Origin of the sequence: Natrialba taiwanensis DSM 12281 (genome assembly GCF_000337595.1) — an archaeon.
Taxonomy (GTDB): Archaea; Halobacteriota; Halobacteria; order Halobacteriales; family Natrialbaceae; genus Natrialba; species Natrialba taiwanensis.
On the sequence record NZ_AOIL01000053.1, the window covers coordinates 1 to 13,851 of the forward strand.

The 13,851-nt window shown below is 63.8% G+C and carries 12 protein-coding genes and 2 pseudogenes; 6 read left to right on the forward strand and 8 right to left on the reverse strand.

The window, feature by feature from the left end; translation table 11 throughout:
• Together C484_RS16590 and C484_RS16595 are read right to left on the reverse strand one after the other, a co-directional pair.
• Positions 1-316: ribose-phosphate pyrophosphokinase-like domain-containing protein (locus C484_RS16590; RefSeq protein ID WP_160164252.1), on the reverse strand; the 316-nt coding region annotated here is incomplete at its 3' end.
• A 50-nt stretch (positions 317-366) separates the two neighbouring features.
• Positions 367-924 (reverse strand): hypothetical protein, encoded by a 558-nt coding sequence (locus tag C484_RS16595; RefSeq protein ID WP_006827050.1) that lies wholly within the window; start codon positions 922-924, stop codon positions 367-369.
• A 151-nt stretch (positions 925-1,075) separates the two neighbouring features.
• Between C484_RS16595 and C484_RS22465 the strand changes: the two are divergent.
• Positions 1,076-1,303, forward strand: a pseudogene (locus C484_RS22465) (PLDc N-terminal domain-containing protein); the annotation flags it as partial.
• Positions 1,304-1,367: 64 nt separating this feature from the next.
• On the opposite strand, the gene C484_RS16600 reads toward C484_RS22465, so the two are convergent.
• Positions 1,368-2,369, reverse strand: coding sequence for an HVO_0234 family beta-propeller protein (locus C484_RS16600; RefSeq protein ID WP_006827051.1), 1,002 nt, complete (start codon positions 2,367-2,369; stop codon positions 1,368-1,370).
• A gap of 81 nt (positions 2,370-2,450) precedes the next feature.
• Here C484_RS16600 and glmM point away from each other — a divergent pair, with 81 nt between their 5' ends.
• Complete coding sequence (gene glmM, locus C484_RS16605) at positions 2,451-3,815, forward strand: phosphoglucosamine mutase (protein WP_006827052.1); 1,365 nt, start codon at positions 2,451-2,453, stop codon at positions 3,813-3,815.
• 185 nt (positions 3,816-4,000) lie between these two features.
• Positions 4,001-5,608 carry an SMP-30/gluconolactonase/LRE family protein gene (locus C484_RS16610; RefSeq protein WP_006827053.1) on the forward strand — a complete coding sequence of 536 codons (1,608 nt, stop codon included), beginning with the start codon at positions 4,001-4,003 and terminating at the stop codon, positions 5,606-5,608.
• A 181-nt stretch (positions 5,609-5,789) separates the two neighbouring features.
• Here C484_RS16610 and fer read toward each other — a convergent pair whose 3' ends face one another.
• Both fer and C484_RS16625 read right to left on the reverse strand, forming a co-directional pair.
• Positions 5,790-6,179, reverse strand: a complete 390-nt coding sequence (fer, locus tag C484_RS16615) for a ferredoxin Fer (RefSeq protein WP_006110979.1) — start codon at positions 6,177-6,179, stop codon at positions 5,790-5,792.
• A gap of 558 nt (positions 6,180-6,737) precedes the next feature.
• Complete coding sequence (locus C484_RS16625) at positions 6,738-7,961, reverse strand: inorganic phosphate transporter (RefSeq protein WP_006827055.1); 1,224 nt, start codon at positions 7,959-7,961, stop codon at positions 6,738-6,740.
• Positions 7,962-8,235: 274 nt separating this feature from the next.
• Here C484_RS16625 and C484_RS16630 point away from each other — a divergent pair, with 274 nt between their 5' ends.
• Positions 8,236-8,751 carry a hypothetical protein gene (locus C484_RS16630; protein WP_006827056.1) on the forward strand — a complete coding sequence of 172 codons (516 nt, stop codon included), beginning with the start codon at positions 8,236-8,238 and terminating at the stop codon, positions 8,749-8,751.
• A gap of 106 nt (positions 8,752-8,857) precedes the next feature.
• Here the strand turns inward: C484_RS16630 and C484_RS16635 are convergent, their stop codons facing one another.
• The 3 genes from C484_RS16635 to C484_RS16645 form a co-directional block, all read right to left on the reverse strand.
• Entirely contained in the window at positions 8,858-9,142 is a 285-nt protein-coding gene (locus tag C484_RS16635) for a universal stress protein (RefSeq protein ID WP_394295318.1), read from the reverse strand.
• Positions 9,143-9,375: 233 nt separating this feature from the next.
• Positions 9,376-10,539 (reverse strand): inorganic phosphate transporter, encoded by a 1,164-nt coding sequence (locus tag C484_RS16640; protein WP_006827058.1) that lies wholly within the window; start codon positions 10,537-10,539, stop codon positions 9,376-9,378.
• Positions 10,540-10,686: 147 nt separating this feature from the next.
• Positions 10,687-12,609, reverse strand: coding sequence for an SLC13 family permease (locus C484_RS16645; protein ID WP_006827059.1), 1,923 nt, complete (start codon positions 12,607-12,609; stop codon positions 10,687-10,689).
• A 133-nt stretch (positions 12,610-12,742) separates the two neighbouring features.
• Between C484_RS16645 and hisA the strand changes: the two genes are divergently transcribed.
• Both hisA and C484_RS16655 read left to right on the forward strand, forming a co-directional pair.
• Positions 12,743-13,516 (forward strand): 1-(5-phosphoribosyl)-5-[(5-phosphoribosylamino)methylideneamino]imidazole-4-carboxamide isomerase, encoded by a 774-nt coding sequence (gene hisA / locus C484_RS16650; RefSeq protein WP_049915582.1) that lies wholly within the window; start codon positions 12,743-12,745, stop codon positions 13,514-13,516.
• Positions 13,517-13,585: 69 nt separating this feature from the next.
• A pseudogene (locus C484_RS16655) lies at positions 13,586-13,851 on the forward strand (GNAT family N-acetyltransferase); the annotation flags it as partial.

Consider the following 13,851-nt stretch of genomic DNA (forward strand, 5'->3'; position numbering starts at 1 on the left):
CGCTCTTCCGATCTGAGCAATTGGCGTAGCCCATGTAGGGGAGGACGGTGACGACGTCCGAGACGCCGGCCTCGCGGGCGGCGTCCTGCAACTGGAGGAGTTCGAGGTGGGCGTCGCTCGAGACGGTCGAGCCGACGACGACGGCGCGGTCGGTGGGAGTGGTGTCGTCGGTGGCGACAGCATCGTCGATACCGGGGACGGCGGCGAGCAGTTCGCCGTCCGGAAATCGGTCGTACTCGGCGGTGATGAGCGGTTCCTCGAGTTCGCGTGCAAGCGCCGCGGCGAGCGCCTGCGACGCGGATCCGCTGATTATCATACTCGAACCCATTGGGTGTGGCGTAAACCAGTTTTCGTTCTGCGGCCCGCTCACTCGCTCTCGCCCTCGTCGAACGACGCGTCGCCGTCGCCGCAGGGGCCGCTGCTCGTGTCGGCGTGGGTCGTCAGCGCGCCGCTGCGGTTGATCGTCACGAGCAGGTTGAGACAGTCGGGATCGTTCCACGACGCCGCCGTGTCCTGTACCGGCTCGCCGTCGTCCAGTCGCAGGATGACGCGGAACTCGCCCGCCTCCTGCGGCCAGCCCTGCTCGAGCGTCGCGCCCGCGCCGGCGTCGAGTTCGTGCGTCGACCAGTGTTCGATGTCGCCGTCGAACTCGATGATGACGTTGATCGTGTGCGCGTCGTTGTCGAGGTTTTCGACGTCGACGTTGCCGAGCAGCGTTCCCGACGCACCGTCCGCGCCGTCGGAATCCGAACTCGAGTCGGTTCCGTTTTCGTTTTCGTTCCCGTTGCCATCGCTCTCGCCGTCGTCCGAGTTCGAGTCCGCATCCGGGTCGCCTTCGTCCGCGCTACTCGAACAGCCGGCGATCGTTCCCGTTAGTGCCGTTCCCCCAAGCGCCAGTAGTCGGCGCCGCGGTAGGTCGCTCATGAGGGTATCGGAGACAGTCACGGATAGTTAACCTTCCGTTCGTCGTATCCGATTCTAGCATTCCGTGCGAAGGAGAAGCCGCTCCGAAACGGAGCTTTCAACTCATCTTCGGCCCCGATTAAACAAGACGAACCCGCAACATATCTTATGAATGGATCAATCAATCAGAACGATACCCTTCGATATCGTCCTCCAGTCCGGCGGTGCCGGATTCCTCGGCCTGATTGCGCTCCTGTTCTTGGCACTGCAGATCGGTATCATCATCTGGACGTACACGGACGCACAGTCTAACAGTTCACATCCTGCCTTCCTCTGGGCAATCGTCGTCTTCTTCGCGCCCTTCCTCGGCCTCGTCCTGTACGTCCTGCTCGGACAGGATCGGACAGGATCGGACAGGATCGGACGGGGCCGAGACGGGGTCCGTCGGGTATCTAGACGCTACCCTACGTATCCGACTCCACCGTCGAAACGGGAACCGCGAGCCCCGTCACATCCGTCACACCGAGGGACCGTCGCCGCCACGAGTTCTCCTCGTCAGTGCCCTCGGTCGTCACGAGAATCGTTCCCCGTTCCGTGACCGCATAGAGCGGTCCCGCCGATTCGGAACCGGAATCTGAACTCGTCTCCGTCGCTCCATCCGATTGTTCGCGTTCGGCGGTCGGTCCGGTCCCGTATCCGATGTCGACGATTAGTTCGTCGGGTGTCTCGATCGCCGTCCAGTCGTCATCCGTGAACGCGTAGACTGTATCGTTCGAGTCGCCTGCGCTCGAAATCGCGTGGGCTCGGGCGAGTCGGCCACGCTCCGTCCGCGGATCGGCGGTGACCGTCTCGAACGGTTCCTCGCGGATCGCCATCCACCCGTTTCCGAGTTTGTAGAGGCCGTCCGCGGTCGCCGCGAGCGGAATCCCGGCCGCGGAAACGTCGCGGGCATCCGAGAGGCCGGCGTGTTCGAGTTCGCCGTCGGTGGGCCGGAATCGGTAGACGCCGTCGTCCGTTGCGACGAGGTCGCGGTCGATCGCACGAACCGATGTGATCGCGTCGGCGCTGCAGCGGTGCCAGTCCGTTCCGTCGTTCCGGTTTCGGAGATTCCGGTAGCCGAGGTCGCCGTTAGGACCGGCTGCGAGGAGCGTCGAGTCGGTCGCTCCGACGGCGACGGCGGGGCCGAAGCCGGCGTTTGCGAGCGCGAGGTCGTCATCGCCGTTCGCGCCACGGCCCTCATCGTGGCCGACAGCGGTCTGTACCCGGACCTCCTCGTCGGTTGCGATCACGACGCGCCCGTCGGCGGTCGTTGCGATATCCCGCGCGTTACAGCGCGCACAAAGGCTGAACTCGCCGACCGTGTCGCCGGCGACCCGCACGCAGACGACGCCGATCGAACTCGTGACGTAGAGTCGGGTCGCGCCGTCACGGGTGCCGTAGACTCGCTTTTCCTCGATCGAATCCATACGTGAGGATTGGCGGCACAGCCCGAAAGCGTTCCGTCTGCTCCGCAACCCCTTTGAGGTGGCCGGTCGGACTAGCGACCGATGGAAGTCTTCGGATCGAGTGGGAAACGTGGCGTCGCCAACGAGGAGTTGACGCCCGCGTTCGTCCTGCGTGTCGCGAAGGCGGCAGGGACGGCCTGGCAGGTGGACCGGGTCGCCATCGCACGCGATACGCGCTACACCGGACGGATGCTGGCCGATGCCGCAGCCAGCGGGCTGGCAAGTACCGGAACCGATGTCGACCGCCTCGGGATCGTCCCGACGCCGGGTGCACAGGGCTACGCGGAACGGATGGACGTTCCCGTCATCGTCATCACGGCCTCGCACAACCCGCCCCAGTATAACGGTATCAAACTCGTCGGTCGCGACGGCGTCGAACTCGCCGTCTCGGACCTCGAAACGATCGAGGACACCCTGCTGGCCGGCGAGTTCGCCGTCGCACCGTGGGACGAAACGGGTCGGGTCCGCGAGATCGACACCGCCAGACGCGACTACGTCGCGGATCTCCTGGCGGCCGCCGACCGCGAGACGATCGCCGACGCCGACCTGACGGTCGCTCTCGACCCCGGTCACGGCGCGGGTGCACTGACCAGTCCCGAGTTCTTCCGCGAACTCGGCTGTCGCGTCATCACCGTCAACAGTCAGCCCGACGGCCACTTCCCCGGACGAGACCCCGAGCCGGTTCCCGGCAATCTCGGCGATTTAGGACGGCTCGTCCGGACGAGCGACGCCGACATCGGTATTGCCCACGACGGCGACGCCGACCGAGCGATCTTCTTCGACGAGAGCGGTGCGTTCGTCTCCGGCGATGCCGCCCTCGCCGCCCTCGCCGCCGCGGAACTCGACCCCGGCGAAACGACCGTCTCGGCGGTCAACGTCTCCCAGCGACTCGTCGACGTCGTCACCGAGATCGGGGCCGACCTCGAACTCACGCCGATCGGATCGACGAACATCATCACCCGCATCGAAGAACTCGAGGCCAACGGCGAGCACGTCCCCATCGCCGGCGAGGGCAACGGCGGGATTTTCTTCCCCGACTACCGACTCTCGCGCGACGGCGCGTACACGGCCGCGCGATTCCTCGAACTCGTCGCCGAACGGCCGGTCAGCGACCTCGTCGGCCCCTACGACGGCTACGCCAACGTCCGGCGTAACATCGAGTACGAGTCGACCGCCGAACGCGACGCCATGCTCGATGCCGCGGCGAACCATGCCCAGTCCGCCGACGCCGAACTCAACACCCGCGACGGCTACCGCCTCGACCACGGCGACGCCTGGGTGCTTGCCCGCCCCTCCGGAACCGAACCCCTCGTGCGCATCTACGCCGAGGCCCGCGACGGCGAGCGCGCAACTGAACTCGCGAACGGAATGTACGAGACGCTATCAGAAGCCAAGGCAACTATCTGAGCGGTCAATTGCACTTCTTCGTCAAACAATCGTTCACAGTGAGCCATTTCGAGCGCCGCCACACCGTGCGTTCGATACGTCGCCGTCGAAACTACTGATTACCACTGGCTTGCTCGCATTACCCGCACGGAATTACTGACAACGGTGGATAGCGTTTATGGCCGGTGTCGTTTCACGCTGGCTGTATGGTTGATCGTCCCGAACAGCCACCTGCAGACGAACCGACTTCCGAACCGGTCACAGAGACCGACCGCGATCAGCACCTGATTGACACAACGACTCAAGCCCATCGCAGCTCCCGTTTCCGCCGTCGTCCTGTCCTTCAATCGCTCGCGGGCACCGGCCTCGCCGCGATCACGGGCGTCGCCCCGGTCGCCGCTAGCGAGACAGCGTCGGACCAGCCCGAGGGAGACAGTGATCCCGGCGGCGACACCGGAACGGACGAGACCGCCGAACCCGAGCTCGTCGCCGACCTCGAGCCGCCCGCACTCCCGGAAAACCTCGCCCTCGACGACTCGGGAACGGTCTACCTCAGCCTGGCCATTACGGGCGAACTGCTCGCCGTCGATCCCGACGGGAATCAGGAATCGGTCGCCCAGTTCGACGTCGGCGAGGAGGGAGCGCTGCTCGGCATCGTCGCCGTCGACGGAACGATCTACGCGCTGGTGAACTCTGGCGACCCTGAGACGCACGGCGTCTGGACCGTCGACATCGCCAGCGGGGACACCGAACGGATGGCCGAACTGCCGGCCGAGGAGACGGCACCGAACGGCATCACCGTCGATCCCTACACCGAGGACGGCTTCCTCGTCACCGACCACCTGGGCGGGGCGATCTGGCGAGTGACGCCGGACGATGCGACGGTCTGGGTCGACGACGAGGTCCTCGACCCGGACCCCGAAGCCGAGGCCGGCGTCGGTGCCGACGGGATCGCGATCAACCCCGACGGCGATGTCTACGTCGACAACCTCGATTACGGTCGGATCGTCCGAGTTCCTGTCTCCGAGGACGGCAGCCCCGGTGAACTCGGCCTGGTCGCCGAGGAGGACTCGCTGGTCGGCGCTGACGGCATGACCTTCGACAGCCAGGGTCGACTCTATGTCGCCGTCAACGCGAGGGATGCGATCGCCCGCGTTGAACTCGGCTCGGAGGCAGAGGCTGATGAATCGACGGAGACAGAAACAGATGCTACCGAATCGGCGATGAACGAAACCGAACCGGCGGGGGCGGATACCGACGAGTCGTCAGAGATAGACGCCAGCGAGCCGGCGGAGGCAGACGCCAACGAGTCGGTGGGAGCCGCCGATAGCGGTTCGATGGAGACGGAATCGGAGACGGGAACAGAGACAACATCAGAATCGACGACGGAGGCCGGATCAGTGTCGGTCGAAACGCTCGCCGAAGGCGGACTCCTCGATTTCCCCGCTGACGTTGCGTTCGGACGGACCGATGCCGACGAAACGTTCCTCTATGCCTGTAACTTCGCAATCGGGCGATTTGAGGCCGAAGAAGAGACCGCAGAGCCGAGTCTCGTTCGATTCGACATCGGCGCAACCGGCGCGTTCTTCGAACCGAACGAGTTCGTCGCGGCTGGTGAGACCGCAGACGATGAGGCAGCTAGCGAGTCGGATGACGATGCTGAGATGGGAGATGCGGCTGATGACGGTGAGACGGATGCTCGAAACGATGGGAGTAACGAGACCAGTGGGGACAACGGGACTGGGAACGAGAACGGAACCGGAACTGGGACCGGGGCCGGGACCGGGAACAACGGGGATACCGAAGACTACTGACGACAGTTCCAGCACCCGCTGATGGACGGGCAGCAGTGAACTCGCTGTTGTCTCCTGGGGTGCGCGATAGAATGAAACCGAGTGCGGTGGCGACGAATCGATCGGGCGGCGTCTGCGTTGAGTTCGATAAAGAAGCAGCTCGTGATTCGTGAGAACGGCAACTGCAAAGGGGGAGAACCGATCAGATGACGCGGTTCTGCAGGTAGTCGAGGTGCTTTGCGTTGTAGACGATTTTGACCTCGTCGGTCTCGGCAGAGCCGATGCAGGTCAGACGGACGTCCTTGTCTTCGACCTCCTCATCGGAGAGAATCTGCTGCATGTCCATCTGGATTTCCCCTTCCTTGACGATGGCAGCACAGTTCGCACAGGCACCAGCACGGCACGAGAAGGGCCAGTCGTAGCCCTGTGCCTCAGCCGCTTCGAGGATGTATTCGCCCTCGTTGACCTCGAGGGTGCCGTAATCCTCTTCGTCGAGCCCGGCGTCTGCTGCCTGGCCGAAGAGGTCGTCATCATCCATGTCCCAGCCCTGGTCGTCCAGCACTTCGTAGTTGAGGTATTCTACCGTGGGCATCAACCGGCGGTTCGAGTCCCGCACTGGTATAGCTTGCTGTTCGGTTTTCAATGGTTTTTGAATCAGAATTTGGCGTTCGTCTGAAACTGATCGCTGAACTCGGTGCAGAAGACGGCCAATACATGACTCAAAGCGGAACTAGGACGAAGAAGCCGTAGGACAGTCCGACGGAGGTTACGGGGCCGATAATACAGAAGGAGACAACGCGTGCGATCACGTTGGGCCGAACGAGGTCGTCTGCGTCGACCATTTCTACGGGATCTTCCTCGTCGATTTTGGGCACTTCGTTCGGGTATCCTGTGTTACTGCGCCCGTTGTGAACTCGAGTTCTTCGTCGCTGCGGCAGTTTTGCCGATGACGCCGGCCCCAACTGCTGGTCCCCGGGCGATGCCTGTAGACGAGCCACCGATAGTGAAGCCGACGAAGAGGCGACGAGAATTCCGAGTTGCAAGATCGCAGAGAGCATGGCCCCATGGACACGTGAGTCGGGAAAATCCGTTTCGACGTATCGAGTGACTGCCAACGTGGCTGAGAGCTACCGAACGCCCGCCAACGAGTTCAAAATCCAAATATCGGCACGAACCGGAACGTGAGATAGGCACCGACTGTCGAGATGATCGGGACGACGTTTTGCATGAGGATGACGCGAGCCGTCGTCGATGGGTCGAACAGGTCGGAGGCGGCGGGGATGTCTTCGGGGTTTTCCTCGCCGATTTTGGGAGGCGTTTCGCCCGCCTCTTCGGCGGTGAGCGCACCGACCGACACTCGTGTTTCTTCACCGGCTCTGACGCCGGAGAGCGTCGTCGTTCGGGTCGCACGCCCCCAGCCGAGGCCGATGATGCTCATCGTTGCCACGACGACGAAACTGGCGGGAATGCCGATCCAGGAGAGGCCGGTGACGATGGTCGAACTGATGACGGCGACGATGATCGCTGCTGTCAGCGGCAAGTTCGTGATGTCGTTGCCGAGCGTATCGAGCGTGCGGCGCGCAATCGTGAAACAGCCGATCGCGACGGCAGCCGAGCCGATCACGATCAGCGCGGTCATATCGATCGGAACGGCGGTCGAGCCGATCGCGAGTTCAGTTCCGGAGTCGGAAACGGTGCCGTAGATCGGGGCGATTGCGTTCGCAATGTTGCTCGTTCCGGACGAAAAGCCCATGAGACAGCCGATAGCGACGACGACGAACGCACCGGTGATCTCGCGGCGGTTCGTGCCGTCGCCGAACCGGAGTCGAGGGAGCGTTCCGCTCCGGTCGATGGTGATCATTTCGCGACCCTCGCGGTTCGTTTCGATTGCAACCCACTCGTTGATTCTCGGGTAGAAGTACCGGCCGACGACGCCGGCGACCCAGAAGCCGCTGATCGGTGCAACGACCCACCAGATGACGATTTCGCCGAGAACGTCCCAGGCGAGCTCACCGGTTGCGAGGCCGAGTGCGGCGATAGCGCCGACAGCGGTCATTGAGGTGGAGGCGGGGACGCCGGCGTAGTTGCCGAGAAAGAGTGCGCCGCCGATGAAAAAGAGGACGGCGACGTTCGAGCGCATCGTAAACACGCCGGTGTCGTGGACGAGGTCGTTACCGAGGGTGTCGACGACCTGCGGACCGATCGTGATCGCGCCGAGGAAGAAGAATATGGCCATCAACCCGGCGGCCAGTACCTTCGTGATGACGTTCGCGCCGACGGCGGGGCCGAACGCGGGGCCGGTCGTTGCCCCGCCGATGTTGTACCCGACGAAGATTGCGACGAGAATTCCCACGATAAGCAGTACTTCCGTCACGTGTGGGAGTCACGCGATCCGACCCTAAAAACGCGCCTATTCCGGCCGGCTCCGACGAGGGTGGACGGCCATGTTTGCGACGGCTGGTGCGTTTCTCATCAACGCGGAGCGGTGAGACCCAAAGCGTTTCACCGAATCGGATCCTGTATTACAATAGCATGTTGCCACGCGTATCATCGACTCGGTGGGGAGACGATCGGCGGAGTGAACGGCTGTTGTCGTGGTTGCAGTCGCGACTGCTGGTGACTGGTGTGGGTTTGGATATTTTCTTTCAATGAAACCGGCACGTATCGACGCGATCATCGACCTCGCGTACGGCGCATTGATTCTCCTCTCGGTTGTCTTGATCGCGACGCTCGACATACAGGTTGGGCTGGTGTTCGGGTTGGGTGTGTTCGTCTCGTACGTGCTCCACGTCGTCTGGAAGATGGCTCGGTTCGATCCGGACTGGATGACGACGGCCGTTCAGGAGTCCGTCGAGCAGACTGTGGGGGAGACCGTCGAAGAACGGGTCGAACAGACGGTCGAGCAGACTGTCGGAGAAACGGTCGAAAAACAGGTCGGGGACACCGTCGAGGAGACGGTCGAGCAGACTGTCGAGGAACAGGTCGGACAGACGGTCGAGGAGACCGTCGGCGAGACGGTCGAACAAACGGTTGGCGAACAACTCGAGCAGGTCCAGTCACAGGTCGAATCGGTGGACGAACGCATCGACCGCCGCCCTCGCGAGGACCAGGTCGAGGAACTCATCGAAGAGTCGACCGAGGCGGACGACGACGCCGAGAACTGAGACGGACTGCTGTCAGTCAGTTCCGGCGCACTCCCAGGACGGGTCGCGGGTGGTCGGGAATCAACATAGCAGAGTGTATGATCGCTCGTCGACCCGTCGACTCATCTTACCGCACGACAACGACAGGGACCGAAGATCGATTGACGACCTTTTTGGCGACGTTGCCGACGTAGAGGTACTCCGAGACCGAACCGCCGTGACTGCCGACGACGACGGTCTCGTAGTCATCCGCGCGGTCGAATACTGCGTGGGCGTGTTCCTGTGCCGCTTCCTCGAGGTCGTCGGCGAGCGCGAGCCCTGTTGCCTCGCCCCACATCGGCGACGGCTTTCCAACGACAGTCAAGACGGTGATGTCGGCGTCGGGGTAGGCTTCGAGAGCGTGCTCACTCATTTCGGAGCCGTCCATCGGGACGAGAAGCCGGAGATCATACCGTTGCTACGAGCGTTGCGAAAATAAACGGGAGGGGGTGATGGCGGTAGAGTCGGTAGAAGCGGTAGGGGGTGGTGAACGTGGTGAGGGTGGTCGGGTAGTGAGGGTGATGCGGATGGTGGAGGCAGTGGGGACGGTGAGGGCGGTGGAAGCAGCGGGGGAGGCGAAGATCATGGGCCAGAAGAGACGACCGATCAGACGAATGGGACGGCAACGAAGAAGCCGTACGCCAGAAGCGTCGACATCGCCGGCCCGATGATCCACATCGAGATGTACTTCATCACGGCTCGCGGGTTGAACAGGCTCCCCGCGTCAAGAACCTCGTTGGGTTCGGCCTCCCCGATCTTCGTGACCGGGGCATCCGGCTCCGCTTTTAGTGCACCAGTCGCGAGTTCAGCGTCGGCTTCGCCGCGAATCGCCTCGCGAGCTGTGACGGGTCGGGTCGCTCGTCCCCAGCCCAGGCCGACGATCGTCATCACCGACGCCATCACGAGACTGATCGGGATGCCGGCCCACGAGAGCGCGGTCGTGATCGTCGAGGCGGTGAGCATGACGACCAGGGCGGCCAGCAGCGGGATGTCGCTGAGTTCGCTGCCGACGGATTCCATCGTCCGTCGAGCGATGGTGAAGCCGCCGAACCCGATCGCCACCGTTGCGATGATAATGGCGGGGTTCCGATCGAGCGCCCCGCTGCTGACGAGCGGTGCGACGGCGTTCGGGACGTTGCTCGCGCCCGCGCTGAAGGCCATGTAGCAGCCGATGACGAAGACGACGCACGTCCCGACGAGTTCCTGAATCGTCGTGTTCGGTCCGAGCGTCGGCTTCGGAACCGAGCCACCGCGATCGAGGGTGAGCAACGGTCCCTCGGAGGATCGAATCTCGAATCGGCGGTTGAGTTCCGGGTAGACGTACCGACCGACGGTCGCGCCGATCCAGAACCCGATGATCGGGGTGACGACCCACCACGAGACGATCCTGCCGATTTCCGCGTAGTTGACCGTGTCCGTCGCCAGCCCCAGCCCGGCGATCGCGCCGACGGTGACCATCGACGTCGGGACGGGAACGCCGAAGACGTTCGCGATGAGGATTCCCAGTCCGATGAAAAAGAGGACGGCGACGCCGGCGGCGAGCGATATTTCGATCGTGATGATCCCCTCGCTCAGCGTGTCCATCACGTTTCGGCCGACGGTCCAGCCGCCGAGGAAGACGAAAACCGTCATCAGCCCGGCTGCGGTGGCCTTTCGGAGCAGTCCGGCCCCGACGGCGGGCCCCCACGCGATCCCCGTCGACGACCCGCCGATGTTGAATCCGACGAATATTGAGGCGACGATGCCGACCAGGAGCACGGTTTCCACCATCGGTTGGTACTATCGGTCTCTCCATGAAATACGTATTGGGACGACGGATTACTCAGTTGAGGTATGTGACACGGCACAACACGACACATAGCATCCGACAGTCATTCGCTGGTCTGATTCGATCTCGATAAAATATTGACAGTTCGATCACACTCCCCAGAAAAACGCGATTCCAAGGACGGTTACGGCTGACAGAATCAGCTGTAGCGGCGCACCGACGCGGAAGTAGTCGCCGAACCGGTAGCCGCCGGGACCGTAGACGAACAGATTCGTCTGGTAGCCGATGGGGCCGAGGAAGGCCGTACTCGCTGCGAACGTGACCGCCAGCACGAACGCGAACGGGTTCGACCCGATGCCGGCCGCCGCCGCCGCTGCGACGGGGAGAAGCAAGACGACGCTCGCGTTGTTACTGATCACCTCCGTAATGAGCCCCGTCACGATGTAGAACAGCCACAACACGACGAGCGTCGGCAAAAAGTCCGCCGTCGAGACGACGAGCGACGCGAGATAGGCCGCCGCACCCGTTTGCTCGAGTGCGATTCCGAGCGGGATCACGCCCGCGAGCAGGAAGATGATATCCCACTCGACCGCGTCGTACAGTTCGTTCGGTTCGAGCACGCCAGTCACAACCATCGCGACGACGCCTGCAAGCGCCGCGATCAAGATCGGATAGAACTCGAGCGTCGCGACCGCAACGACGCCGACCATGATCGCGACCGCGATCGGCGCTTTGTCGGTGCGGTAGTCGGGCTGGGGCGGTTCGCGGGCGACGATCATGTCCCCCCGCCGTGCGAGCCGATCCAGCGTCTCCGGCGGGGCCTGGACGAGAAACGTGTCACCGACATCGAGGCGTTTGCCAACAATGCGTTCGCTGACGAGTTCACCGCGGCTCCGCAGGCCGAGGACGGCAGCACTGAACTCGTCGCGGAACGCCTCGGGGTCGAGACGGTCGCCGACGAGGCGGGAGTCGAGCGAGATAACGAGTTCGGTGAGGATGCCCGCGTTGGCGTCGGTCGAGAGGCCGGCCGTGGACTGCGGGCGGGCGACGGGTTCGACGCCGGGGATGTCCGCGAGTTCGGTGATCGCGTCGCGGTTCGTTCGGACGACGAGGATGTCGCCTTCGGTGAGCGGGAGGGCTTGGCGGGGAGCGACTGCGCGGCCGGGAGCGGAGCCGGAGTTGGAGTTGGAGTCGGTACCGGGCTCGGCCTCGCGGCCGCGGCCACGGCTGCGATTGCGCACCACCTGGACGATGTCGATGTCGGGACCGAGAATCTCGGTTGCATCGCCGACCGTGCCATCGACCAGCGGGGAGCCGGGGACGACCGCCACGTCCGCGACGTAGTCGTTTACGGCGTACGCCTCGAGATAATCTGCCCGCGGCGGGACGCGCTCCGGCAGGAGGTAGTGGCTGACGAAGATCAAGTACAGTCCGCCCACGAGGGCGACGATGAGTCCGAGTCGGGTGAACTCGAACATCGAGAAGCGGTGGAGTTCGGGGTACGTGGTGCCGAGTCGGGCGCTGATGTCGCTTGCGAGGATGTTCGTGGAGGTGCCGATGAGGGTGAGCATGCCGCCGACCTGCGAGGCGTACGACAGCGGGATAAGGAGTTTCGAGGGCGACGTGTTCCCGCGGTTGGCAACGTCGGTGACGACGGGGACGAGCAACGCGACGACGGGGGTGTTGTTCAGCACGCCTGAGACGGGGCTGGTTGCGGCGACCGTCGCGAACAACTGCTTTCGGACGCTCGTTCCCGCGAACGCGGCCATACGGCGGCCGAGTTCCTGCACGATGCCGGTCCGACTGATCCCGCCGCTCAGGATCAACATTGCGAGGACGGTAATCGTCGCTTCGTTTGCGAACCCGGAGATGCCGGTTGCAGGATCGATCCCAGTCCACGGTTCGAGGACGACCAGGATGACGATCAGCAGGATTGCAGTGACATCGACCGGGAGCCGTTCGGTGAGAAAGAAGACGAGTGCGAGGATGACGACCCCGAAGACGACGATCATATCCGTCGTCAACTGGGGCTGGGTCGCCGTCTCCTGTATGAGCGGGGCACTCGCCGCCATGGGTATCGGAGACCACACCGGGCGAAGATGTAATCTCTCTGCACGGACGCTGAACAGTGTTCGATCGATGGTCGTCGACTCGGCATCCTCACAAACCGTCGCCTTTACTCGGGTCGCCCGCACGCACACACATATGACCGGGACGGAGACCGATACGGCGACGAGCGAGACCACTGACGAGTTCGAGACGTTCGAGGTCATTCCGGCCGTCGACATCCAGGACGGCGAGGTCGTCCAGCTCGTCCAGGGTGAGCGCGGAACGGAACGGACCTACGGCGAGCCGGTCGCGGCCGCGCGGCGCTGGATCGACGCCGGTGCGGAGTCGCTCCACCTCGTCGATCTCGACGGCGCGTTCGAGGGCTCGCGAGCGAACGCTGGGGCTATCGACGCCGTTATCGATACCGTCGACGTGCCGACGCAACTCGGCGGCGGCATCCGCACCGCCGCCGACGCGCGAGCCCTTCTCGACCGCGGTGTCGACCGCGTCATTCTCGGCACCGCAGCCGTCGACAACCCCGACATCGTCGCCGAAATCAGCGAGACCCACCCCGACAGCGTCGTCGTCAGCCTCGACGCGAAAGACGGCGAGGTCGTCGTCGAAGGCTGGACCGAAGGCGCTGGCATCTCCCCGGTCGAAGCCGCCGAACGCTACGCCGACCTCGGTGCCGCCGCGATCCTCTTTACCAACGTCGATGTCGAAGGCCAACTCGAAGGCGTCGCGACCGAGCCCGTTCGTGAACTCGTCGAGGCGACCGACGTACCGGTGATCGCAAGCGGCGGCGTCGCGACCCTCGAAGATGTCCGTGAACTCGAGGCGGCCGGCGCGGCTGCGGTCGTGGTCGGAAGCGCGCTCTACGAAGGCAAGTTTACGCTCGCGGAGGCCCAAGCTGCCGTGGATCGTTCGTAATCTCGAAACATGCTATTGATTCCCACACTACCGAAAGAGTCGTCTTGATTCCGCGAGAGGGGGCGGTCGATGCCACCATCACCGTCACCGCCACCGTCATCGTCGCCATCCGCGCCGACGCCGGCGACCGTTCGCGATCTCACTCCCGCCGACGCTCCCGCGCTAACTGCCCTCTACGAGGAGTACGAGTGGTGGGACGACCGCGACGAAACTGCCGTTCGGGACGCCCTCACCGAGACGGCGGTCGCCGTCGGCGTCGAAGCGGACGGACGACTCGTCGCCGCGGCGCGGGTGCTGACGGACTTTACGTACTACGCGACCGTCTACGACGTTAT